Origin of the sequence: Photorhabdus sp. RM323S (genome assembly GCF_042879375.1) — a bacterium.
Classification (GTDB): Bacteria; Pseudomonadota; Gammaproteobacteria; order Enterobacterales; family Enterobacteriaceae; genus Photorhabdus; species Photorhabdus tasmaniensis.
The window spans coordinates 67,588-90,935 of sequence record NZ_JBHFKZ010000015.1 but is presented as its reverse complement, the minus strand read 5'-3'; the positions used below and the strand labels follow the sequence as shown (position 1 = coordinate 90,935).

Sequence of the window (23,348 nt, the reverse complement as noted above, 5' to 3'; positions counted from 1 at the left end):
ACGGTGGGTTTCTTGCCTGCGTTAACCGGGTCCTTATCCACATCAAAACGAAATGCCTGTTTAAATGTCGCCGTCAGATCGCCACCGGCACTGAGTTTACTGAGGTTATTCCCCTGACGGTCTTTTATCGCTTGCGTTGAAAAATTGTTGCCGGTCAGGGTGAGGTTTTGTGCCGCGCTTAACTCGCCCACATTGTTTATCTCATCAGCGGTAATGCGGTTGTTTTTACCCGCGGTAATCACCGGGTGACTTTGCCCGGTCGGGTTGACGTTATCCAGTTTGGTGGCTTTAAGGGTGATATCTCCCCCCGCCCGGATTTGGCCCTGATTGTGGAGGGTATCGGTGGTTAACGTCAGATGCTGACCCGCTTGCACGTGGCTTTGTGGGGTTGTTTCAATGGCCTTGCTGTTGATGCGGATGTCTGTCCCGGCGTGTACTTCCCCCAGGATAATTTTCCCCTCCGCAGTCAAACGGATATCATCCTGAGTGGCGGTCAGGTGGGTGAGATTCACGCCCACCCCGGCTTCGGTCGCCACCAGCCGGATTTTATGGGCATACATGCCGCCTAAGGCTTTGGTGTCAATCGCTAATTGCGGTTTAGTGCCTTCTCCAGTGAGAGGGGTAACCGTGCCGTCTTTCCGGTTGATGCGGTTGGCACCCTGCGTCAGCGACAGGTTATTCGCCTGAATTTTTCCATTCAACACCGTCGCCCGGCTGATGATATCGACATAATCCGTCGCCTTGCCGTCCAGTCCTTTGCCGCCAATGGTAATCTGGCCTTGCTGCACTTCGAGTGCTTCCAACGCCCCCTGTTTGTCAAACTGGGGTTTCCCGGTGGTCAGGGTGGCACCGGCAGTATTGATAAAGCCACAACCATCACAGGTGATGCCGTTGGGGTTGGCAATCATCACATTGGCTTTATTGCCGACAATTTCCAACTGACCTTGCAGCTCAGAGCGTCCGCTGCCGGTGACTTCATTGATAATCAGTTCAGCCGCTTGGCCTTTCAGGTTCGGGTTGGCGTTAAGTTGCCCGGCCAGTTGTGATTGGGCCGCCTGAGTGGCGTTATTGAGTACGGCACCTTGAGTAGCGATGTTAAATTCTTGATAGGTGTTGTGAGATATCCCCGCGTTATTCGGTGTGGCGATATTCACCACCGGGACATTACCCTGATGTTGTACCTGTGTTTGGCTGTTATCCGGCGTTATCCCAGCCGCAATAGCGGGATGAAGCGGATAGACCGCAGTCAGGTAAATTAAAAGATAACTCGTGGCCCTGACCATCGAGTTGTTGCGTTGATCCATCGTACTCTCTCTTCTTAAGTGAATCTGGCTATGGTGATAAAACGGTCATCTTTCCATAGGAAATAGTGATAATTTGATAGTGTCATAATTGAACTATCCTAATATGTTATTAATTGCCTGTCTGAATGAATAGTATGAAATGCGATCAAGATCGGGTTGTTTAATCCTGATAATGGGGAATGAGATGTATTAAATGCTGAAAAGTGGTGATAAGGCTGGAGATGTTAAATGGTGACGGAGTAACGGACAGGGATCACCCTAGTTCTACAGCGACCAACAAAAGCGACACGCATAGGAAAGCTTAATTCATGTGGTTTTTAAGAATTCGTGGGGATCTGGAAAATTGCCGTCAATAGAGATAAAAAATAGCAACACCAGTAATGATACCGGTGTTGCCACATTATTTAGTGATTATTGATAATCGCTGACAGGGGCACAGGAACAATGCAGATTACGATCACCGTAAACATCATCCAGGCGTTTAACGGCAGGCCAATATTTATTGGCTTTGGTTTCTGCGGTTGGGAAAACGGCAATTTCACGGCTGTAACTATGGTTCCAATCAGAAGCCAACTCAGTTTGTACATGAGGCGCATTGACCAATGGGTTATCTTCCAGTGACCATTCACCTTGTGCAACTTTGTTAATTTCAGCACGAATTGCCAGCATTGCATCGATAAAGCGATCAATTTCCACTTTGCTTTCTGATTCTGTTGGTTCCACCATCAGCGTGCCGGCAACCGGGAATGACATCGTGGGTGCATGGAAGCCATAGTCAACCAAACGCTTGGCAATATCCATTTCACTGATACCAAACTCTTCTTTCAGTGGCCGAATATCCAGAATACATTCATGCGCTACATGGCCGTTATGGCCGGTATACAGCACGTCATAATCATTTTTCAAGCGGGCAGCAATATAGTTGGCATTCAAAATCGCCACCTGACTTGCCTGTTTCAGCCCTTGCGAGCCCATCATTCGGATGTACATCCAGCTAATAGGCAGAATGGAGGCGCTGCCAAATGGAGCAGCAGAGACCGCTCTCTGTTCAGTAAGACCATCCATTTGGACCACAGAGTGTCCCGGCAAGAATGGCGCTAAGTGCGCTTTTACGCCAATCGGCCCCATACCTGGGCCGCCACCGCCATGTGGGATACAAAATGTTTTGTGCAGGTTGAGGTGTGAAACATCAGCGCCGATAAAACCTGGCGCAGTGATGCCAACCTGTGCGTTCATATTCGCACCGTCAAGGTAAACCTGACCACCATACTGGTGAATGATGTCACATACCTGGCGGATAGTTTCTTCATATACGCCGTGTGTTGATGGGTAGGTCACCATGATGCAGGAAAGCTCATTACCGGATTTTTCTGCTTTTTCGCGCAGGTCCGCCAGATCAATGTTGCCCTCTTTATCACAACTTACCACCACAACGGTCATACCCGCCATATGAGCCGAAGCCGGGTTGGTGCCATGAGCAGAACTTGGGATCAAACAGATATGACGATCCCCTTCTCCACGGCTTTCGTGGTAACGGCGAATAGCAAGCAGACCCGCATATTCGCCCTGTGCGCCGGAGTTTGGCTGCATACAAACGGCATCATAACCTGTTAATTGAACCAGCCAGTGAGATAACTGGCTGATCATCTGCTGATAACCCTGCGCCTGCTCTGGCGGACAGAATGGATGCAGCTGATTAAATTCAGGCCAGGAGATCGGTAACATTTCTGCCGCAGCATTGAGTTTCATAGTGCAAGAACCCAGCGGGATCATGGCCTGATTCAGTGCCAGATCTTTGCGCTCAAGGCGGTGCATATAGCGCATCATATCTGTTTCGCTGTGATAGCGGTTGAAATTCGGATGCTGGAGGATGTCATCATTACGCAGCATTGATGCAGGAATGGAATGGCTTTCCGCTATTACATTCTCATCTAGTGCCTCAACATCCAGCTTGCTATCTGTGCCTGTCAGTACTGAGAACAATTTGACCAAATCATCTCGGCGGGTGGTTTCATTTAATGTGATACCCACAGCGCCGTGAATATCGGTGCGCAAGTTGATTTCCGCTTGGTCTGCCCGTGCCAGTACCGCAGCTTTATCGGCAACTTCAACGGTTAGGGTGTCAAACCAGGTTTTGTAGCGCAGAGTAAATCCTGCTTGCTGTAACCCGGCGGCCAGAATGTCAGTCAGACGATGAATGCGGCCAGCAATGCGTTTCAGTCCTTTCGAACCATGATAGACCGCATACATCCCCGCGATATTTGCCAACAACACCTGCGAGGTACAGATGTTGGAGTTCGCTTTCTCACGACGAATGTGCTGCTCACGGGTCTGCATTGCCATGCGCAGAGCGGTATTACCCGCCGCATCACGGGAAACGCCGATAATACGTCCCGGCATAGAACGTTTGAATTCATCACGGCAGGCAAAAAATGCTGCATGGGGGCCACCATAGCCCATCGGTACACCAAAGCGTTGAGCGGAACCAAACACCACATCCGCCCCTTGTTTACCCGGTGCAGCCAGCAGCACTAGCGCCATCAAATCAGCAGCAACGCTGGTAATGATTTTGCGTTGTTTCAGTTGTGCGATCAGGTCGGTGTAATCATGAATTTCACCTTTTGTCCCCACCTGTTGTAACAACACACCAAATACGCCTTCCAACTCCAGGACTTTTTCGGCTTTATCCACAATCACATCAAAACCAAAGGTTTCAGCGCGGGTACGGACAACATCTAATGTTTGAGGGTGTATATCATCAGCAACAAAGAAACGATCAGCGTTTTTCAGTTTGCTGGCGCGTTTTGCCATTGCCATTGATTCAGCCGCCGCAGTGGCTTCATCCAGCAAAGATGCGGAGGCAAGATCCAAACCCGTCAGATCGATTGTCAGTTGCTGGAAATTCAGCAGTGATTCAAGACGCCCTTGAGAAACCTCCGGCTGATAAGGTGTATAAGCGGTATACCAACCAGGGTTTTCTAATAAATTGCGTAAAATAACCGGTGGCAGGACAGAAGGCACATAACCCATACCAATATAGGATTGGTAACGCTTATTTTGGCTGGCAATGGCTTTCAGTTCAGCCAGTGCTTGCTGTTCAGTTGCACCACCGCCCACATCGGGTGGCTCTAGTAACGCGATATCGCGGGGAACAATTTTCTGTGTTAATTCATTGAGGGAACTTGCCCCCACTGTCGCCAGCATCTCTTTCTGCTGTTCGATGGAAGAGCCAATATGACGGCGGATAAACTCGCCCCGGTTTTCGAGTTGGCTTAATGTTTGGGTCATTTGTTACTGATTCCTGAAGCTGGCCAGAAATGGCATACAAATAAAAACGCCCTGCTCACGATGTGAAACAGGGCGACGGTAGGCTATTATTCTTCTTCGTCCAGAAGTGCCTGATATCCTGCGGCATCCAGCAGATTTGCAAATTCACTCTCATCAGAGGCTTTAATACGGAACAGCCAACCCTTATTATAAGAGTCGCCATTAACTAATTCAGGCGCTTCACCCAGCGCTTCATTAACGGCAATCACTTCACCACTCAGTGGTGCGTAAATATCAGAAGCGGCTTTGACTGATTCAACAACGGCACATTCATCACCAAAATTAAATTCATTACCTACTTCTGGTAAATCAACAAAAACCATGTCGCCTAGCAGTTCCTGCGCATGTTCGGTAATACCTACAGTGTATTCACCATTGCCTTCTGCGCGAACCCACTCATGTGATTCAGCATATTTTAACTCTGCGGGTACATTACTCATTACCATTGTCTCCTTCAATCTTAGAACTTATCTCACCTCATTAGGCTATTTTGTTTTTGCACCAATCATGCCTAATGGGATAGGGTACTATTTAATCATTAAGTTATTAGACTATACGAGAGGTTTACCCGCCCGTACAAAATTGGGTTTGACTACCTGAACCGGCATCTCACGATTGCGGATCTGTACAATTGCCTGTTCACCAATCCCTTGTGGTACACGGGCAAGGGCAATACTGAATCCTAATGTTGGGGAGAATGTACCGCTGGTAATAACGCCAGTGTGTAAGGTGCCCGCTTCATCAGTAAAATTGACCGCTAAACCACCACGTAATACACCTTTTTCTCTCATCACTAGGCCAACCAACTGTTCAGTGCCATCTTCACGCTGTTTTTCCAGCGCTTCACGGCCGATAAACCGGCGATCTTCTGGTTTCCAGGCGATTGTCCAGCCCATATTGGCTGCCAGTGGAGAAATGGTTTCATCCATTTCCTGTCCATAGAGGTTCATACCCGCTTCAAGCCGTAACGTATCACGGGCACCTAACCCAGCGGGTTTAACACCGACACTCAGCAATTTTTGCCAGAAATCTGCTGACTGTGCTTTTGGCATCGCCACTTCATAGCCCGCTTCGCCGGTATAACCCGTTGTTGCGATAAACAGATCACCAGCCTGAACACCAAAGAAGGGTTTCATTCCGGCAATAGCCTGTTTTTGTTGATCATTTAGTAGAGATTCTACTTTTGCTTGAGCTTTAGGCCCCTGAATAGCAATCAATGCCAGATCATCACGTACCTGAATATCAACCGGGTAATTGGCAGCATGTTCATTGATCCAAGCCAGATCTTTCTCACGGGTCGCAGAATTGACCACCATCCGATAAAAATCATTGCTAAAGTAATAAACAATCAGGTCATCAATGACACCGCCAGAGGCATTCAGCATCCCGGTGTATAAGGCTTTGCCCTTTTCTGCCAGTTTAGCAATGTCATTTGCCAGCAAATAACGCAGGAAATCACGGCAGCCAGTACCATGCAGATCCACAATCGTCATGTGGGAAACATCAAACATGCCAGCATCAGTACGGACAGTGTGATGCTCATCCATTTGTGAACCGTAATGCAAAGGCATCATCCAGCCGTGAAAATCTACCATGCGTGCACCGCAGGCCAGATGCTGGTCATACAATGGAGTGTGTTTTGCCATTATTTCCCTCTTTTCATTTCCTACATGAAAACATACCGCGTATTAACCGACAGCTACTGTGAATCATGAACAAAAAGCGGCTAAAAAACGCGACGCAAACGATGTCTTTACATAAAAGTTATCACTGAAAACAAAAATGAACCATAAGTAAAAATAGGGTCCAATTCAGTAACAATAAAAAAACATGCTATGAGTATGCAGAATTTTTAACTATTAAAATGAGCCATAATACTCAAAATTAACAATTAACTTTAGAAAACACACATTTTCCATTAAGAGTTGACTGAAATATGAATAAAATCACCTATCCATATTTCAGTCATGCATGAGAAAAAATAATCGATAAGAAGAGGCTAAATTAGATTTTTTCAGCTGAACAGGATGGCGAAGAGAGCCAGCCCGGTAAGTCATTCAACCCCATTGCCTGACGAAGTAATGGCGGTTTAATTCCGGGTAAATTGTCTGCCAGTGATAACCCAACATCCCGCAAAAATTTTTTCACTGGATTATTGCCATCGAACAACTGACGAAACCCTTGCATTCCAGCCAACATGATAGCAGCACTGTGTTTACGGCGGCGTTCATAACGACGTAAATAAAAGTGCTGACCAATATCTTTTCCCTGGCAATGCAGACGACGCAATTCACCTATGAGTTCAGCCACATCCATAAAGCCCAGATTCACGCCCTGCCCTGCCAATGGATGAATGGTATGAGCAGCGTCTCCCACTAAGGCCAGACGATGAGCGGCAAAGTGACGGGCATAACGGCCGGTCAGTGGAATTGTCTGGCGTTCACTGATCAGCTCACACTGACCAAGACGCATATCAAAATCCACCGCCAGTTGCTGGTTGAAAAGCGTGTTATCCAGTTGTTTGTACTGATCTGCCGCTTCACCCGGCAGTGACCAGACGATAGAACATAAATGTGGATCAGCTAGAGGCAGAAACGCCAGAATGCCATCTCCATAAAAGACCTGACGGGCAACGCTGCCATGAGGCTCTTCAGTACGAATAGTCGCCACCAACGCATGATGTTCATAATCCCAGAATGTCAGGGGGATATCCGCATGCTGACGTAACCATGAATGAGCACCATCAGCACCAACCACTAAACAGGCTGTTAACATGCGGCCATCGGATAATGTCATAAAAGCTTCATTTTCTCCCCAGGCAATCTGTTGTAAAGCCGCAGGCGTTAGCAGGGTCACGTCCGACAGGCTTTCCGCTTTTTTCCATAACATCTCACGGATAACCCGATTTTCAATGATATGACCAAGATATTCCAGGCCATATTCAGCCGCGTTGAACCGAATGCGGCCAAAGCTATCCCGGTCCCAAACTTCTATTCCCTGATAAGGGCTGGTACGCACACCCAGAATCTGTTGCCACACGCCAAGATGCTGCAACAGGCGTTCACTGGCAGCATTAATTGCAGAAACCCGCAAAGCATACTCTTCTCTGGTATAAACCGATTGAGCCGGCGGATAGCTTTCTACCACCGCCACCCGTAAACCACTGCCCTGTAAGCCACAGGCAAGTGCCAGACCCACCATACCGCCACCAGCGATAACCACATCAAATGATTGCATAATATAACGTCCTCTTATTTTGTCTGCTTTATCTGCGGTTATCTTTGGACGACCCAGCCCAGAGTCTGACGGGCCAGCATATCCCGCACAGGAGAGAATTTTTCCATCGTCATCAAGCCAAGGTTGCGCCCAACTCTTAATGGAAAATAATGATTGGCAAATATCCGTATCAATCCATCAGTAATACCAATGGTATTTTCCCGATCTAACACCCGTTGTTGCTGATAATGAGTCAAAACCGGGTAAGCACCAATATCTTGACCAGCCGCAAAAGCCTCAGAAACAATCTGGGCCAGTGTCATCACATCCCGCATACCAAGATTAAAACCTTGACCGGCAATCGGATGTAATGTTTGTGCAGCATTACCCACCAGCGCCAATCGGTGGCTGATTTGTTGATTTGCAGTGGATAGTGTGAGTGGATAACTGTGGCACCAGCCAGTTTCCAACATTTTGCCCAGTCGCCAGCCAAATGCCTTCTGTAACTGTTTCAGAAACTGCTCATTATTCCAGCCAGCTATTTCCTTTCGCCGATCCAACTGATGGCACCATACTAATGAGCTTCGCCCCTCAGTCATTGGCAGCAAAGCCAGTGGGCCATATTCTGTGAAACGTTCAAATGCCCTGCCCTGTGGATGCTCTGACGTCAGCACATTAGTAATCACGGCAATCTGTTCATAAGGGTGCTGCTGCCACTGAATATTACAGGCTTGACCAATCGCGGAATGGCTGCCATCTGCGGCGACCAGCAATTCACCTTGCAGTTGATCGCCACTGTCTAAGGTAACGGTCACTGATGATGTCGTTCTTTCAACGGTCAGAACTTTGGATGGACAATATAATGTCACGCCGGGAGCATTTTTCAGTAAGCCGAACAAACACTTGCCTGCATCATACAGTTCGACAACATTACCTAAAGCCGGAATGTTATATTCTTTCGCATAAAGGTTCACAAACCCTGCATGACCACGGTCACTAACATGAACGTGAGTTATTGGTATCACATAATCTTCTAAAGCAGACCAAACCCCGATCTGTTGTAAACGCTGACAAGTACCGTAAGCCAGCGCTATCGCTCTGGCATCAAAGCCGGGGTGCTTCTGCTCCGGCTCTGCTGCTTCAATCAGGGAAACATGAATCCGCCCCTTGCTCAGGGAAGATATTGCCAGCGCAAGTGTCGCGCCAGTCATGCCCCCTCCAACGATAATCACGTTCATATCTTAACTTAACCCTGTTTTGCTTGCGCCATCAGAGCTTCAATCTCATCAGCTTCTTTAATCACACTGGCTGTCAGGTTTTCGTTACCGGTTTCAGTGATCAAAATGTCATCTTCAATACGGATACCAATACCACGATATTCCAGCGCTACATCGGCATCCGGTGCAATATAAAGCCCGGGTTCAACCGTTAATATCATTCCCGGCTCCAGAATACGGTCACGTTCTGCGCCATAGTGCCCAACATCATGCACATCCAGACCCAACCAATGACTGAGGCCATGCATAAAGAACTGGCGATAGGCTTTGGTTTCGATTAAATGTTCAACTTCACCGTGCATAATGCCTAGTTTCACCAGCTCTTCCACCATAATCCGCACAACATGTTCTGTTACTTTGTTGATGCTGGTACCCGGCTTATACAACTCCAATGAAACCTTCAACGTTTTCAGTACGATATCGTAAATTTCACGCTGGGCACGGGTGAACTTGCCATTCACCGGGAAAGTACGGGTGATATCTCCGGCATAACCCAGATATTCACAACCTGCATCAATCAATACCAGGTCACCCTCTTTCATCCTGCTTTCGTTCTCGGTGTAGTGCAGAATACAGCCGTTTTCACCACTCCCGATAATCGTGTTGTAAGAAGGGTAACGCGCACCCTGATAGGTAAATTCGTGATGAATTTCAGCTTCCAGTTGATATTCAAACATGCCTGGACGGCAAGTTTTCATCGCACGAGTATGTGCCTGTGCGCTGATTTCACCTGCCCGGCGTATAATTTCAATTTCTGCCTTGGATTTGAATAACCGCATTTCATGTACCCAAGGACGCCAGTCAGTTATCGTTAAAGGGGCTGAAAGATTACGGCGACCACCTTTTCTCAGTGTCTCCAGCGCCTGGAAGACAATGTCATCCGCATAGGCAAATTCACCCTGTGCGTGATAAACGACATCCAGACCATTTAACAGCTGATAAAGCTCTTCTTGGATATCATCAAAAGGCAAAGCCCGGTCAATACCCAGTTTTTTTGGTGCCGCTTCTTGCCCAAGACGGCGGCCAAACCAAATTTCCGCCGTCAAATCACGTGTTCGATTAAAAAGAACACTATGATTATGCGTATCGTCACTTTTAATTAATATCAGCACAGCTTCCGGTTCATTAAATCCAGTCAAATAAAGAAAATCGCTGTGCTGGCGATAGGGATATTCATTATCCGAATTTCGGGGCGCAGGCGGAGCAGAAAAAATAATCGCTGCGCTGGCCGGAGCCATTTTTGCTAATAAAGCCTGACGGCGGGATAAATATTCTTGTTTGATCATACCCTCTCCTGCGACTTGGTTAATTATTTTGAGTTCAATAAACAGTAATTAATGCAATGTTGGCTTATCATTTTCTGCAATTGAAACAACTTTAGGCTGAGTAAAAGCAATATAGCAAAGCTGCGCGGCAACTCGCACATATTCAAGAACTTCTTCCAGCGCCTGAGCCAGCTCTTCTTGATCATCACCTTCTTCATAGCCAAGCAGACCGATATTACGCAAATCATCCACAATCTCACCGACCTCTTTTTTATCGGTGAGTTTTGGTTGCGCGACACCCAATCCCAACAAGAAATGGTTCACCCATCCGGCCAGGGCATCTGCCCGCTCAAACACATTGCCTTCTTCATCGGGCAACAATAAATGGAATGCAAAATGACTGTCATCCAATGATTCAAATGTAATTTCACGTAATTCACGCAATTGTTGAGCTAATGGATGGGAAAAAGCCAGTCCATCATTGGCTAAATCATGAACTAAAGCTTGCCAACTACTATCGCGGTTACCACCGCACAGTAAGCCACTAATCAACCCATGCATCTCAGCAGCAGTCAGTGCCACTGACTGCTGATGCAATATTTCGTCAAAAGATTGATAATCTGGTAATGAATTCTGTATAGACATGTGTATTGGTCATCGTTGACGGTGTAAGTTCATGCTATGCTACCACCAAGGGGAGTCGCTATACCAGACAGCAGCCATAGCTAATCGTGAGTTGTCTGTCGGTATCGCACTGTAATGATTGGCGTCTTGCTTTATCCTGTCATCAAGAATAAAAGCCAGGACGCAGTAATAAGTCAGGAAGGGGTCATGTCTGCACAACCAGTAGATATCCAGATTTTTGGGCGGTCATTACGTGTCAATTGTCCATCAGAGCAAAAAGAAGCATTGCTGGCTGCCGCGGTGGAACTTGAACAACGTTTAGAAGATTTAAAAGAACGCACCAGAGTAACCAATACTGAACAACTGGTTTTTATTGTGGCACTGAATATCTGTCATGAGCTGGCACAAGAAAAAGTGAAAACCCGTGACTATGCCTACAATATGGAACAAAAAATAAAGATGCTTCAACAGACTATAGAACAAGCATTAGTGGAGCAAGGTCGCATCACTGAGCGTACTATTGCATCAAATGAATGAATTCTATTGATAAATCATACATTAGTGAGTGGATCATTCTATAATTTAGTTGCTTTCTGTGTTTAGTTTCATACAATAGGTTACATAAAGTTGCTTAGTAAGCGTAAGCGCTGAATAAATTTCTCTGAGATGTTCGTGAACGGGGAAAGTCCCCTGAGCCGATATTTCATACATGATAGAATGTAGTGCTCCGTAGCCGGTGTGCATGCTCGGTCCGTCCGAGAAGCCTTAAGGATGCGATGCTGCGTTCACCTTGAACCAAGGGTTCAAGGGTTACTACCTGTAACGGCATCTTGGAGAACCCCAATTTTAATCACTGCTCGCATTAACCGGCTAGGTTCCATGCCATCAGACCACTTGTTATCACTCAGACAAAGCATCAGAAAGAAAATACGCCAGCAACGTCGTGAGCTCACTCCTGAACAACAAGCTCTTTTTGCCAACCAAGCTGCGGAAAAAGTTGTCAACCACCCCAGAATTCACCAAGCCAATAAAATCGCACTATTTCTTTCCTTTGATGGTGAACTTGACACCCGACCGCTAATCAAACAACTCTGGCAACAAAACAAACAGATCTATTTGCCTGTATTGCATCCTTTCAGTCGCCACCATCTGCTGTTTTTAAACTATCGGCCAAATACGCAACTTGTCAGTAATCGTTTCAATATAGAAGAGCCGCCACTGGATATTCAGCAGCTTTTACCCTTATCTGAACTGGATATCATGATGATCCCGCTGGTTGCTTTCGACCACACAGGACAGCGACTTGGAATGGGAGGTGGCTTTTACGATCGTACATTGAGCCAATGGCAACAAAAAAATTTCTATCCGATTGGTTTGGCTCATAACTGTCAATTAGTCGATACATTACCTTCAGACAAGTGGGATATCCCATTACCAGAAATCATCACGCCCGAAAAAATCTGGCAATGGCAGTAAAGAATGAAGAATGGGCACCTTACACAATGCGCCCATTTATGGCATAGCAAAATAATCAGTAAAGCAGGCGAGAACGGATAGTACCCGGCAAAGCTTTCAGTTCCTGCAATACCATTTCAGCCTGAGCAGGGTTCTCAGTCACAATATCAATCACTACATAGCCCATATCCCCGCTGGTACGCAGGTACTGAGCGGCGATATTAATATCCTGTTCAGCAAACACCTGGTTAATACTATTCAATATACCTGGCCGATTTTCGTGAATATGTAAAAACCGGTTGGTATCATCAGCATGAGCAGGAAGAGAAACTTCCGGGAAGTTGACGGCTGATAAGGTAGAACCATTATCAGAGTATTTCGCTAATTTTCCTGCCACTTCATAACCAATGTTTTCCTGCGCTTCCTGTGTAGAACCTCCGATATGTGGGGTCAGCAATACGTTATCAAATTTAAGCAAAGGCGACTCAAACAGATCATTATTGGTCGCGGGTTCAACCGGGAATACATCTACAGCCGCCCCTGATAGGTGTTCACTTTCCAGTGCTTCACACAATGCCGGGATATCCACCACCGTTCCTCGTGAAGCATTAATCAGGACAGAACCCGGTTTCATCAATGCCAGTTCCTGCGTACCCATCATATTCTTCGTTGATGGCGTTTCAGGTACGTGTAAACTGACCACATCACTCATATTCAGTAATTCTGATAAATGACGAATCTGATGAGCGTTACCTAATGGCAGTTTGTTCTCAATATCGTAGAAGTAAACATCCATACCAATATTTTCTGCTAAAATACCAAGCTGAGTACCAATATGACCGTAACCGATAATACCCAGTTTTTTACCACGAACTTCATAACAGCCCTTAGCCTGCTTATCCCATACGCCACGATGCGCTTTAGCATTGGCTAAAGGAATACGGCGCAGTAGTAACAACAGTTCACCAAGTACCATCTCAGCAACAGAGCGGGTATTAGAAAATGGTGCATTAAAGACGGGGATACCCCGTTTGGCCGCTGCTTTCAGATCAACCTGGTTGGTGCCGATACAGAAGCAACCCACAGCAACCAATTTTTCGGCGGCCTGGAAAATATCTTCGGTCAATTGTGTGCGAGAACGGATCCCAACAAAATGGGCATCACGAATTGCCTCTTTTAGCGCCAGGGAATCTAACGCCCCTTTATGATATTCGATATTGCTATAACCCGCTCCCCGCAGGTTTTCCACCGTGCTCTGGTGCACACCTTCCAATAGCAAAAATTTAATCTTATCTTTTTCCAGAGATACCTTAACCATTTACCCTGCCTATTGTTACGTCAATTTTCATTACATTTAAGATTCATTCTCTCAACATAACAAAAAAAACAGATACGGCAATACAAACGATTGCTATTCTTACCAAATAAGTCTTAATAAAATAGTTATTGTGCGGAATAAAATGATATGGAGAAGAATAAAGTCAGGATTTAGATTATCTAATAATCAGATAAATGAGATATATCACTAAATTTCCACTGATTATTAAAAGTAAAAAATTTTTAAGGGCGAAAGGTTCCGCCCTCTGTGAGCAATATTATTGGGTGATGGTTTTCACGCCATCTAATGTTCCCATCAATACAACATCCGCACCACGGTTAGCAAACAGACCGACAGTGACGACACCGGCGATACGATTAATTTTATTCTCTAGCTCAACAGGATCGAGAATTGCTAAATTATGCACATCCAGGATCACATTACCGTTATCAGTCACAACGTTCTGGCGATATTCGGGTACACCACCCAATTTAACCAATTCACGGGTAACATATGAACGGGCCATCGGGATCACTTCAACCGGTAAAGGGAATTGACCCAAGACATCAACTTTCTTCGAAGAATCAACAATACAAATGAATTTCTTCGCGATGGCAGAAATAATTTTTTCGCGAGTCAATGCGGCACCCCCACCTTTAATCATCTGCATATTGCCATTGATTTCATCCGCGCCATCGACATAAATATCAAGAGAATCCACCTCATTACAGTCGAAGACAGGAATTCCCAGGCTTTTTAACTTTTCGGTAGAAGCCTCAGAGCTGGATACAGCCCCTTCAATCTGGTCTTTAATTGAGCCAAGAGCATCAATAAAATGCGAAGCTGTTGAACCCGTCCCCACACCGACAATCGTTCCGGGAGTGACAAATCCGAGCGCTGCCCAACCTACTGCTTTTTTCAGTTCGTCCTGAGTCATATCAATTCACAACCTATATCAGTTACAAGGAAAGCCTGTCAGCTAGTATAAACAATAATTTGCCTCATCCACCGGAAAAATATGGCATAGTGCTACGCAGAACAATCAATGGAGAATCTTTCTGTAATGAAACGCCCTGATTACCGAACACTGCAAGCCTTGGATGCTGTGATCCGTGAGCGCGGTTTCGAACGCGCAGCCCAGAAACTCTGTATCACCCAGTCCGCAGTTTCTCAACGTATCAAGCAGTTGGAAAATCTGTTCGGTCAGCCTCTGTTAGTGCGCACCATTCCTCCACGCCCCACCGAACAAGGGCAAAAGCTGCTGGCGCTACTGCATCAAGTAGAATTACTGGAAGAACAATGGCTGGGCAGCGATGAATCCAGTACAGATACTCCGCTGCTGCTTTCACTGGCAGTTAACGCTGATAGTCTGGCAACCTGGCTGTTACCGGCATTGCACCCAGTGCTCAGTGATTTACCAATTCGGCTAAATATTCAGGTTGAAGATGAAACCCGTACTCAAGAACAATTAAGAAGAGGGGAAGTTGTTGGGGCAGTCAGTATTCAACCACAACCATTACCTAGTTGTCTGGTAGATAAACTGGGGGCGCTGGATTATCTGTTTGTTGCGTCACCAGAATTTGCTACCCGATATTTCCCAAATGGGGTTACCCGTTCAGCCTTACTGAAAGCGCCCGCAGTAGCATTCGATCACCTGGATGATATGCATCAGGCATTTTTACAACAAAACTTCGATTTATCACCGGGCAGTGTTCCATGCCATATCGTCAACTCATCTGAAGCTTTTGTGCAACTGGCAAAACAGGGTTCTACTTGTTGTATGATCCCTCATTTACAAATTGATCGGGAACTGAAAAAGGGCAAACTGCTCAACCTGACACCAGGTTTATATCAGCGCCGGATGCTCTATTGGCATCGTTTCGCACCGGAAAGCAGAACAATGAAAAAAGTGACTGACGCCCTGTTGAAAATTGGGCGTCAGATGTTAAGACAAAATGACACGGATTAAGGTTTTAGCTCAAACACAACATCAACCTGATCGTTAAAGCTGATGGTGTCCTGTTGGTAAGTTTCATTCACACCAGCAGCACCTCCCGCCAGCATGACATCATTATTGCGGTATTTCATATAGGAAATATCTGGCGCTCGATAATTGATACTGTATATCGGGCCAAGTTTACTGTTAAAGCCTTTCGCTAATACATCAGCCTGCTCAATCGCATTCTGAATGGCTTTTTGTCGGGCTTCATCACGATATTTTTGTGGATCTTCCACACCAAACTGAACGGACGAGATCTCATTTAAGCCAGCTTTTAATGCACCATCAAGCAGAATATTAAGATGATCCAACTTACGAACCTTCACCTCCACCGAACGGATTGCACGATAACCTTTTAGCACAGACTTGTCGGATTCTCTGTCATAGTCATAGTCAGGTTGAGTACGCAGATTCGCCGCATTAATATCTTTCTTTTCAATGCCATTCTCTTTTAGAAAATCAAAATACTTAGTAACAAGCTCATCAACCTGTTTTTTAGCACCAGAAGCATCTTTGGCAGAAATATTGACGTTAATCATCAACGTTGCCATATCCGGTTCTGCTTTAATTATCGCATTACCAGAAGTCACAATATGAGGGACCACGGGTAAATCAGCTGCCTGCGTAGAGAGAGGTACGCCTCCTGCACTTAACATTGCAGCTAACCCTAATGATTTTAATTTCACCACAACCTCCGTAGAAAATCTGTTACGAAAAGAGTTTATCCCCGGAAAAACCGAAATATTCATGGGATAAATAAAACACTAACACACACACTGTATGCGAAAGAAGTGCCCAGGTTAACCAGAAATTATCAATCCCTGCTTAGCAAGTTGCCAAGCGATATACCACATGACAATACAGATAAATCCATTAATAATTCGTTGAGAACGTGGCTTACTCAGTATGGGTGAAAACCAAGCAGCGAGGAATGCCAGAGTAAAAAACCAGCTAATGGAAGCGCTTGCCGCACCAAAAGTAAACCAGGGCCTGAGTTCTGAAGATAATTGACCACCAATACTGCCCAATATAACCAAGGTATCCAGATAAACATGTGGATTTAACCAAGTGACAGCAAAGATAATTGCAATTACCCGCCAGCGACTCCTCGCTATATTGTCAGTCTGTGTGAGTTCCGCATTCGCAAGCAGGGCCACACGAAAAGCTCTCCAGCCATACCACAATAAAAAAGCAACCCCTCCCCAAGTGACAAATTGCAGTAGTAAAGTTGACTGACCAAGCAATGCACTCCCTCCAAATACGCCGGCACCAATCAGAAAACCATCGCTGATAGCACACAAAGTTGCACTCATCAGATGGAATTGTCTTCGGCTCCCTTGCTGCATAACAAAGGCATTTTGTGGACCAAGCGGCAAAATCATTGCAGCACTGAGAAAAAATCCCTGCACAAATGTCGATAACATAAAAAAACTCCTCAATAATTATTCACTTTGCCCTTCCAATGTTCAGAATATTAAGAAGAATAGCTCATTAGAGGAAATAAATGCTTCTAATCGATCATAAGAAATTTTAATAGTCAGCTAAAAAACCGGCTGTTACAGGAAAAATATTTAGTTAATTCAAAGGAAATTAGGCAAATACACACTTAAGACATTAATTAATCGATTAATTCTGTAAGAATAAGAGGAAGAGGTTATTTTGAAAAAAATTACTGGTTTCATGTTGTTCGCGGTCATTATTATTACTGCACTCACTATCAGAAGCTACTATTTACTTCGGAATGATGTTGAAGAAACATTAAACCAATCTGAAATAATTGAATACTATATTGGTACAGCAAATATTACCGATGTAGAGCTCAGTAATTATCAACCTTTCTTATGTAAAAAAGGCTGTGAACGCTTTGTCCTTGAAGTACAAGGTGAAAAAGGCAACGGGACCGTCGCTGCCGATATTAATTTACACGATTCAAGTGTTTTAGCGGCTGTACTTTGCTTACCCGACAATAAGAAAATAACGCTGACAGAAGATATCAACGATGATTTTGTTAAAAACAATTTTGATACCTTATGTCAATAAAATAAACTTGGTGGAATAGGCTTGGATCGTCCGCGCCATTCACGGCGCGGCACGAATTTACAGGCAAAAGCTTATAACCTCTTCACACAATCGGGTGATTATCACCAAATCTATCATTTGACTAACTACTCATTTTATTTTGAGCCGCAGCCTGATTCTGATGCAAATAAACATCCATTTGTGGATAAGGAATACCGATATTGTGTTTATCCAATGTACGTTTAAAGTTTTCCATCAAATCCCAATAAACGTCCCAAGCATCACCATTGGGCGTCCATACACGCACAACAAAATTCAGCGAAGAAGGGGCCATTTCATGCAAACGGATTGTTACACCGCGATCATGCTGAATACGGCTGTCTGCCGCAATAACATCACCCAGTACTTTTTTGACTTCATCAATATCCGCATTATAGGCAACACCGACCATTATTTGCGTCCGACGGTTCGGTTCACGGCTGGTATTAATAACATTATCGGCAATAATTTTCCCATTCGGGATAACAATAATTTTGTCATCAGCTGTACGCAATGTTGTAGAGAAAATCTGCACCTGAACCACAGTGCCCTCAACGGCGCCCAAGATAACATATTCACCGGCCCGGATTGGCCGGAAAGCAACCAACAATACACCAGCAGCAAAGTTGGACAAAGAGCCCTGTAAAGCTAAACCAACGGCTAAACCCGCAGCACCGATAACCGCAATCACTGACGCTGTCTGAACCCCTAATTTGCCCAAAACAGCGATAATCGTGAACGCAATTACCGAATAACGGATAATCGCAGCCAGGAAATCTGACACAGTGACATCAATGCCACGCAACGACATCACTCTTTTCACACCTTTGCTGATTAATTTTGCCGCCATCAACCCCAAAACAAGGATCAGAACAGCTGCAACCATATTGACCAGATACTGAATGATTAAATCCTGATGATTAATAAACCAGCTTGTAGCCTCATTAATACCACCAGACAGACTGATATCTTCCATTAAAATCACCTTGATTATTTAGCTATTCAACTATAATTAACAAAATTACTCAATTGCTATTCTTCATAGCAGGTATCGATAGTAAGAAAAAAATCTATCGCGTCAGAAAATTATTCTTCTCTATATACAAATGGTTACCAATCGTTTTTTCGCAAAATAAAATCCCGATAATCGGACAACATATCAATAAAATCCTTAGTACCGCAGAAAGCCAGACTCTCATTATCGTAATAACTCATGCCCTCTTCCATTTCATCAGTTTCAAACTCAAGCTGATTAGCACGAACCATCACTTCTTCGTCATCCATTAGCAGCGTATATTCATGACCCACAAGTTGCCATTGACGTTCACTGCCCTTGATTTCAGCCAGCGCTGTGGTGATCTTATCCAGCACAGTCAAGTCACCTTTAACTTCTTCATTCAGCCACTGACCAATAGCTTCGTGATCCATTGAGAATCGGCTAGTCACCTGCCCAGTGACACCCAACAAAAATTCGTAGTCCATCATGTACCTCTGGTGCATTTTTTCATTTTAATATTTCCTAGCAATTCCGTTCCGGAATCAGCCCACAAACTCACAAGAAGTGGAAGATCAAAGCCTCTATCACTGACACTTACTGCGCTATTTTGCATCTGGATGACTGAAAATGTGTGTCTCCAAAATATTACTGAGGTTCGTGTCCATTGTAGCTTTCATTGAGCGATGAACTCAGCTTCAGTGCAAACCAAGGATAAATGGCACTATAATTAATAATATCTCAGAGAAACAAAAACAGCAAAATTGAACACATGGCTGCCGATTGATGAGATATATTTAGGAATATTGCAATCCGATGCTTTATTTATTATCTTGCTTGAAGAAACTAAAACACTTTTCAGAGGCCATCATGATACGTCACATCCTTTTGTTAACATTCCCTTCAGACACAAAAGAACAACAATTAACAACAATAAGAGATACTGCTATTTCCATACAGTATGCAATCAAGGGTATTTCTTCTATTGAGTGGGGAGACAACATAAGTAGTGAAAACAAAAATAAAGGCTTCACACACGCTATCGTGATGACATTTGATGATTGTAAAGTGCTTGCAGATTATCTGTATCATCCAGCACACGACAAGTTGAAAGAACTTCTTATGTATTCGGTTGATGACATCATCGTCTTTGATTATGAAGCATAAAGCAGCATAGATTATCCTTAAGAAAGGCATTGACATTTTAGGAAATAACGGCCTGTTTATCAGTGACCGACATAGTAAATATTGTCGGTGTGCCTCAGAATAACTGAACACTCCGCTGATTAGTTAAACCTGTTAATGGATTTCTGCCAATACAAATCCACAAATGCATACACCCTGTAACAATAGACAATTATTAAAATAATAGAATATGTTCTGTTTTACACGTTCGGAAATAATAAATTATTTATAAAATTGATAATATATTCAGTCGTTAAATCTTTACTAAATATAAAGACTCAGCGACACATGAATTAACTATTCGGGAGTTAAAACAACAAAATGGGAGGGTTTTATTTACCTCCCATTGTTGATATTAAAATCAGTAAATCACACCGCAGTCTGGAAGATCACATCATCCGCTTTTTCAGTGTATTGATTCAGTTGGTCAAAGTTGAGATAACGATAGGTATCTTCTGCGGTTTCATCAACTTTATCCATAAATTGCTGATACTCTTCCGGTGTCGGCAGACGTCCCAACAGAGAAGCCACCGCCGCCAGTTCAGCTGATGCCAGATAGACGTTCGCCCCCGTTCCTAAACGGTTCGGGAAGTTACGGGTTGAAGTAGAAACTACCGTTACACCGTCAGCAACACGTGCCTGGTTGCCCATACACAGGGAACAACCCGGTATTTCAATCCGTGCCCCACTCTTACCAAAGATGCTGTAATAACCTTCTTCAGTGAGCTGAGCCGCATCCATCTTGGTTGGTGGAGCAACCCACAAGCGAGTTGGCAATTGGCCTTTATGTTGATCCAATAATTTACCGGCTGCACGGAAGTGACCAATGTTAGTCATGCAAGAACCGATAAAGACCTCATCGATTTTGCTGTTAGCCACATCAGACAGCAAACGCGCATCATCCGGATCATTCGGTGCACACAGAATTGGCTCTTTGATTTCAGCCAAATCAATTTCGATAACTGCGGCGTATTCTGCATCAGCATCGGCTTCCAGCAGTTGAGGATCTTTCAGCCAGCTTTCCATACCGGTTACACGACGTTCCAGTGTACGGCGGTCACCATAACCTTCAGCAATCATCCATTTCAGCAATACAATATTGGATTGCAGGTATTCGATAATCGGCGCTTTATCCAGTTTAATCGTACAACCTGCCGCAGAGCGTTCTGCGGAAGCATCTGCCAGTTCAAATGCTTGCTCAACTTTCAGCTCTGGCAAACCTTCGATTTCAAGAATACGACCAGAGAAAATGTTTTTCTTACCTTTCTTCTCAACCGTCAGAAGACCTTGCTGAATCGCATAGTAAGGAATTGCATGTACCAAATCACGTAAAGTGATACCGGGCTGCATCTGTCCTTTAAAACGAACCAGCACAGACTCAGGCATATCCAGAGGCATCACGCCCGTCGCAGCCGCAAACGCCACCAAACCAGAACCTGCCGGGAAGGAAATGCCTATCGGGAAACGGGTGTGAGAATCTCCCCCCGTACCGACGGTATCAGGCAACAACATACGGTTTAGCCATGAGTGAATGATACCGTCACCCGGACGCAAAGAAACACCACCACGATTCATGATGAAATCAGGCAGAGTATGATGAGTTGTGACGTCAACTGGCTTAGGATAAGCCGCCGTATGACAGAATGACTGCATCACCAAATCCGCAGAGAAGCCCAGACATGCCAAGTCTTTCAGCTCATCACGGGTCATTGGACCAGTCGTATCCTGAGAACCAACGGAGGTCATTTTAGGTTCACAATATTCACCCGGGCGAATACCCACAGTGCCACATGCCCGGCCAACCATTTTCTGAGCTAAGGAGAAACCACGGTTACTTTTCTCAACCGCTTTCGCCTGACGGAATACATCACTTTGCGGCAAGCCAAGCGATTCACGAGCCTTACTGGTTAAACCACGACCAATAATCAGTGGAATACGACCTCCCGCACGAACTTCATCCAGCAACACATCGGTTTTCAGTTCAAATTCAGCCAGCAGCTCATTGGTCTCGTGATTGCGTACTTCGCCTTTATAGGGATAGATATCAATTACATCACCCATATTCAGCTTGGTAACATCTATTTCGATTGGCAATGCACCGGCATCTTCCATCGTATTGAAGAAGATTGGCGCAATTTTACCGCCCAAAACAACGCCACCACCGCGTTTGTTTGGCACAAATGGGATATCTTCGCCCATAAACCACAGCACTGAGTTAGTGGCTGATTTACGGGAAGAACCTGTACCGACAACATCGCCGACATAAGCCAGCGGATAGCCTTTTTTATTCAGCTCTTCAATCTGTTTGATTGGGCCAACGGTGCCAGCTTGATCAGGTTCTATACCTTCACGGGCATTTTTCAGCATAGCCAGAGCATGCAATGGAATATCAGGACGTGACCATGCATCCTGCGCAGGAGATAAGTCGTCCGTATTTGTTTCACCCGTCACTTTAAAGACAATAACTGTGATTTTTTCTGCCAATTCAGGGCGTTCCAGATACCACTGTGCATCCGCCCAAGAGTGCATAATTTGTTTGGCTTGTGGATTACCGGCTTTCGCTTTTTCTTCTACATCATAGAAGTTATCAAACATTAACAAAGTATGAGAGAGCGCTTTAGCTGCAATGGGAGCCAGCTTTTCATTATCCAGAGCATCAATCAGGGGATGAATATTATAACCACCCTGCATAGTTCCAAGCAGTTCAATCGCTTTTTCTGGCGTGATTAGCGGTGAAATGGTTTCACCTTTTACAATGGCAGCAAGAAAACCGGCTTTTACATATGCCGCTTCATCAACACCAGGGGGAATACGGTTAATCAGTAGATCTAACAGGAAATCTTCTTCACCTTTTGGTGGGCTCTTCAGTAACTCAACCAGCGCCGCCGCTTGCGCCGCGTCCAATGGCTTAGGGACGACGCCTTGAGCTGCACGCTCAGCTACGTGCTTGCGGTATTCTTCTAGCACGACTTTCTCCTCGCTCTCATTGTTATTTATTACCCGGCTGTCTGCACCCGCCTTAGAGCCTGTATCATCAGGCTATTGTGTTTTCGCAACAATAACGCAACGCCCACTGGGACAGGCTGTTAGTTATGGTTCCGGGTGCCAGGTCAGAGGATTGTCAGCATAACCTAATCAGTTCAAGTTATGCCGAGCTTCGGGCACCCAGCATACCAAAATTTGAATGCGATGTTAATTCGTTCACATAAAAGTAACATTAACTGATAGTAATATTCTGAATTAGTAGTAGATAACGCTATTAAAACAGATTATTCCGCTGATTTTTGCCAGTGGCACCCACAAAAACCACACTTTTCATACCCTAT

20 protein-coding genes and 1 other RNA gene are annotated in these 23,348 nt (G+C 45.0%); 6 read left to right on the top strand and 15 right to left on the bottom strand.

Features of this window, described 5'->3' with window-relative positions; genetic code table 11:
- From ACGF7G_RS09295 to ACGF7G_RS09260, 8 genes are all read right to left on the bottom strand, one after another.
- A partial coding sequence (locus tag ACGF7G_RS09295; protein ID WP_387464930.1) for a filamentous hemagglutinin N-terminal domain-containing protein occupies positions 1-1,304 on the bottom strand: 1,304 nt, incomplete at its 3' end.
- 411 nt (positions 1,305-1,715) lie between these two features.
- Complete coding sequence (gene gcvP / locus ACGF7G_RS09290) at positions 1,716-4,592, bottom strand: aminomethyl-transferring glycine dehydrogenase (RefSeq protein WP_387464929.1); 2,877 nt, start codon at positions 4,590-4,592, stop codon at positions 1,716-1,718.
- Positions 4,593-4,678: 86 nt separating this feature from the next.
- On the bottom strand, positions 4,679-5,071 hold the full coding sequence (gene gcvH, locus ACGF7G_RS09285; RefSeq protein ID WP_133814789.1) for a glycine cleavage system protein GcvH: 393 nt from the start codon (positions 5,069-5,071) through the stop codon (positions 4,679-4,681).
- A 111-nt stretch (positions 5,072-5,182) separates the two neighbouring features.
- Complete coding sequence (gcvT, locus tag ACGF7G_RS09280; protein WP_387464928.1) at positions 5,183-6,277, bottom strand: glycine cleavage system aminomethyltransferase GcvT; 1,095 nt, start codon at positions 6,275-6,277, stop codon at positions 5,183-5,185.
- Positions 6,278-6,635: 358 nt separating this feature from the next.
- Positions 6,636-7,868, bottom strand: coding sequence for an FAD-dependent 2-octaprenylphenol hydroxylase (gene ubiI, locus ACGF7G_RS09275; protein WP_387464926.1), 1,233 nt, complete (start codon positions 7,866-7,868; stop codon positions 6,636-6,638).
- A gap of 38 nt (positions 7,869-7,906) precedes the next feature.
- The gene (gene ubiH / locus ACGF7G_RS09270) at positions 7,907-9,085 is read right to left on the bottom strand and encodes a 2-octaprenyl-6-methoxyphenyl hydroxylase (RefSeq protein WP_387464924.1); all 1,179 of its coding nucleotides are present in this window, start codon (positions 9,083-9,085) and stop codon (positions 7,907-7,909) included.
- 8 nt (positions 9,086-9,093) lie between these two features.
- Positions 9,094-10,410 (bottom strand): Xaa-Pro aminopeptidase, encoded by a 1,317-nt coding sequence (gene pepP, locus ACGF7G_RS09265; RefSeq protein WP_387464922.1) that lies wholly within the window; start codon positions 10,408-10,410, stop codon positions 9,094-9,096.
- Positions 10,411-10,458: 48 nt separating this feature from the next.
- Entirely contained in the window at positions 10,459-11,034 is a 576-nt protein-coding gene (locus tag ACGF7G_RS09260) for a YecA family protein (protein ID WP_387464920.1), read from the bottom strand.
- Positions 11,035-11,220: 186 nt separating this feature from the next.
- Here ACGF7G_RS09260 and zapA point away from each other — a divergent pair, with 186 nt between their 5' ends.
- The 3 genes from zapA (at position 11,221) to ACGF7G_RS09245 (ending at position 12,489) form a co-directional block, all read left to right on the top strand.
- The gene (zapA, locus tag ACGF7G_RS09255; RefSeq protein ID WP_046975469.1) at positions 11,221-11,550 is read left to right on the top strand and encodes a cell division protein ZapA; all 330 of its coding nucleotides are present in this window, start codon (positions 11,221-11,223) and stop codon (positions 11,548-11,550) included.
- Between the two features lie 118 nt (positions 11,551-11,668).
- A non-coding RNA gene (gene ssrS / locus ACGF7G_RS09250) (6S RNA) lies at positions 11,669-11,854 on the top strand.
- Positions 11,855-11,892: 38 nt separating this feature from the next.
- Positions 11,893-12,489, top strand: coding sequence for a 5-formyltetrahydrofolate cyclo-ligase (locus ACGF7G_RS09245; protein ID WP_387464919.1), 597 nt, complete (start codon positions 11,893-11,895; stop codon positions 12,487-12,489).
- Between the two features lie 55 nt (positions 12,490-12,544).
- Here ACGF7G_RS09245 and serA read toward each other — a convergent pair whose 3' ends face one another.
- Complete coding sequence (serA, locus tag ACGF7G_RS09240) at positions 12,545-13,786, bottom strand: phosphoglycerate dehydrogenase (RefSeq protein WP_387464917.1); 1,242 nt, start codon at positions 13,784-13,786, stop codon at positions 12,545-12,547.
- A 277-nt stretch (positions 13,787-14,063) separates the two neighbouring features.
- The gene (gene rpiA, locus ACGF7G_RS09235) at positions 14,064-14,723 is read right to left on the bottom strand and encodes a ribose-5-phosphate isomerase RpiA (protein WP_387464915.1); all 660 of its coding nucleotides are present in this window, start codon (positions 14,721-14,723) and stop codon (positions 14,064-14,066) included.
- Between the two features lie 126 nt (positions 14,724-14,849).
- Between rpiA and ACGF7G_RS09230 the strand changes: the two genes are divergently transcribed.
- On the top strand, positions 14,850-15,755 hold the full coding sequence (locus ACGF7G_RS09230) for a LysR family transcriptional regulator ArgP (protein ID WP_133815000.1): 906 nt from the start codon (positions 14,850-14,852) through the stop codon (positions 15,753-15,755).
- Here ACGF7G_RS09230 and ACGF7G_RS09225 read toward each other — a convergent pair.
- Positions 15,752-16,471, bottom strand: coding sequence for an oxidative stress defense protein (locus ACGF7G_RS09225; protein ID WP_387464914.1), 720 nt, complete (start codon positions 16,469-16,471; stop codon positions 15,752-15,754). The two genes, ACGF7G_RS09230 and ACGF7G_RS09225, sit on opposite strands and share 4 nt — an antisense overlap.
- A gap of 114 nt (positions 16,472-16,585) precedes the next feature.
- The gene (gene argO, locus ACGF7G_RS09220; protein WP_387464912.1) at positions 16,586-17,209 is read right to left on the bottom strand and encodes an arginine exporter ArgO; all 624 of its coding nucleotides are present in this window, start codon (positions 17,207-17,209) and stop codon (positions 16,586-16,588) included.
- Positions 17,210-17,444: 235 nt separating this feature from the next.
- Here argO and ACGF7G_RS09215 point away from each other — a divergent pair, with 235 nt between their 5' ends.
- The gene (locus tag ACGF7G_RS09215) at positions 17,445-17,825 is read left to right on the top strand and encodes a hypothetical protein (protein ID WP_133814800.1); all 381 of its coding nucleotides are present in this window, start codon (positions 17,445-17,447) and stop codon (positions 17,823-17,825) included.
- 121 nt (positions 17,826-17,946) lie between these two features.
- Here ACGF7G_RS09215 and mscS read toward each other — a convergent pair whose 3' ends face one another.
- Positions 17,947-18,819, bottom strand: coding sequence for a small-conductance mechanosensitive channel MscS (mscS, locus tag ACGF7G_RS09210; RefSeq protein ID WP_387464909.1), 873 nt, complete (start codon positions 18,817-18,819; stop codon positions 17,947-17,949).
- A 134-nt stretch (positions 18,820-18,953) separates the two neighbouring features.
- Positions 18,954-19,325: a YacL family protein gene (locus ACGF7G_RS09205; protein WP_036842808.1), complete on the bottom strand. Its 372-nt coding sequence runs from the start codon at positions 19,323-19,325 to the stop codon at positions 18,954-18,956.
- Between the two features lie 328 nt (positions 19,326-19,653).
- On the opposite strand from ACGF7G_RS09205, the gene ACGF7G_RS09200 reads away from it, so the two are divergent.
- Positions 19,654-20,004 (top strand): Dabb family protein, encoded by a 351-nt coding sequence (locus tag ACGF7G_RS09200; protein ID WP_387464908.1) that lies wholly within the window; start codon positions 19,654-19,656, stop codon positions 20,002-20,004.
- Positions 20,005-20,391: 387 nt separating this feature from the next.
- On the opposite strand, the gene acnB is transcribed toward ACGF7G_RS09200, so the two are convergent.
- Positions 20,392-22,989, bottom strand: coding sequence for a bifunctional aconitate hydratase 2/2-methylisocitrate dehydratase (gene acnB, locus ACGF7G_RS09195; RefSeq protein ID WP_387464906.1), 2,598 nt, complete (start codon positions 22,987-22,989; stop codon positions 20,392-20,394).
- Positions 22,990-23,348: the final 359 nt, after the last annotated feature.

What these genes read in the sequence shown, in the direction of transcription:
- gcvP (WP_387464929.1), bottom strand. Translation starts at nt 4,592, where the DNA reads ATGACCCAAACATTAAGCCAACTCGAAAACCGGGGCGAGTTTATCCGC.
- gcvH (WP_133814789.1), bottom strand. Translation starts at nt 5,071, where the DNA reads ATGAGTAATGTACCCGCAGAGTTAAAATATGCTGAATCACATGAGTGG.
- gcvT (WP_387464928.1), bottom strand. Translation starts at nt 6,277, where the DNA reads ATGGCAAAACACACTCCATTGTATGACCAGCATCTGGCCTGCGGTGCA.
- ubiI (WP_387464926.1), bottom strand. Translation starts at nt 7,868, where the DNA reads ATGCAATCATTTGATGTGGTTATCGCTGGTGGCGGTATGGTGGGTCTG.
- ubiH (WP_387464924.1), bottom strand. Translation starts at nt 9,085, where the DNA reads ATGAACGTGATTATCGTTGGAGGGGGCATGACTGGCGCGACACTTGCG.
- pepP (WP_387464922.1), bottom strand. Translation starts at nt 10,410, where the DNA reads ATGATCAAACAAGAATATTTATCCCGCCGTCAGGCTTTATTAGCAAAA.
- ACGF7G_RS09260 (WP_387464920.1), bottom strand. Translation starts at nt 11,034, where the DNA reads ATGTCTATACAGAATTCATTACCAGATTATCAATCTTTTGACGAAATA.
- zapA (WP_046975469.1), top strand. Translation starts at nt 11,221, where the DNA reads ATGTCTGCACAACCAGTAGATATCCAGATTTTTGGGCGGTCATTACGT.
- ACGF7G_RS09245 (WP_387464919.1), top strand. Translation starts at nt 11,893, where the DNA reads ATGCCATCAGACCACTTGTTATCACTCAGACAAAGCATCAGAAAGAAA.
- serA (WP_387464917.1), bottom strand. Translation starts at nt 13,786, where the DNA reads ATGGTTAAGGTATCTCTGGAAAAAGATAAGATTAAATTTTTGCTATTG.
- rpiA (WP_387464915.1), bottom strand. Translation starts at nt 14,723, where the DNA reads ATGACTCAGGACGAACTGAAAAAAGCAGTAGGTTGGGCAGCGCTCGGA.
- ACGF7G_RS09230 (WP_133815000.1), top strand. Translation starts at nt 14,850, where the DNA reads ATGAAACGCCCTGATTACCGAACACTGCAAGCCTTGGATGCTGTGATC.
- argO (WP_387464912.1), bottom strand. Translation starts at nt 17,209, where the DNA reads ATGTTATCGACATTTGTGCAGGGATTTTTTCTCAGTGCTGCAATGATT.
- mscS (WP_387464909.1), bottom strand. Translation starts at nt 18,819, where the DNA reads ATGGAAGATATCAGTCTGTCTGGTGGTATTAATGAGGCTACAAGCTGG.
- ACGF7G_RS09205 (WP_036842808.1), bottom strand. Translation starts at nt 19,325, where the DNA reads ATGGACTACGAATTTTTGTTGGGTGTCACTGGGCAGGTGACTAGCCGA.
- ACGF7G_RS09200 (WP_387464908.1), top strand. Translation starts at nt 19,654, where the DNA reads ATGCTTTATTTATTATCTTGCTTGAAGAAACTAAAACACTTTTCAGAG.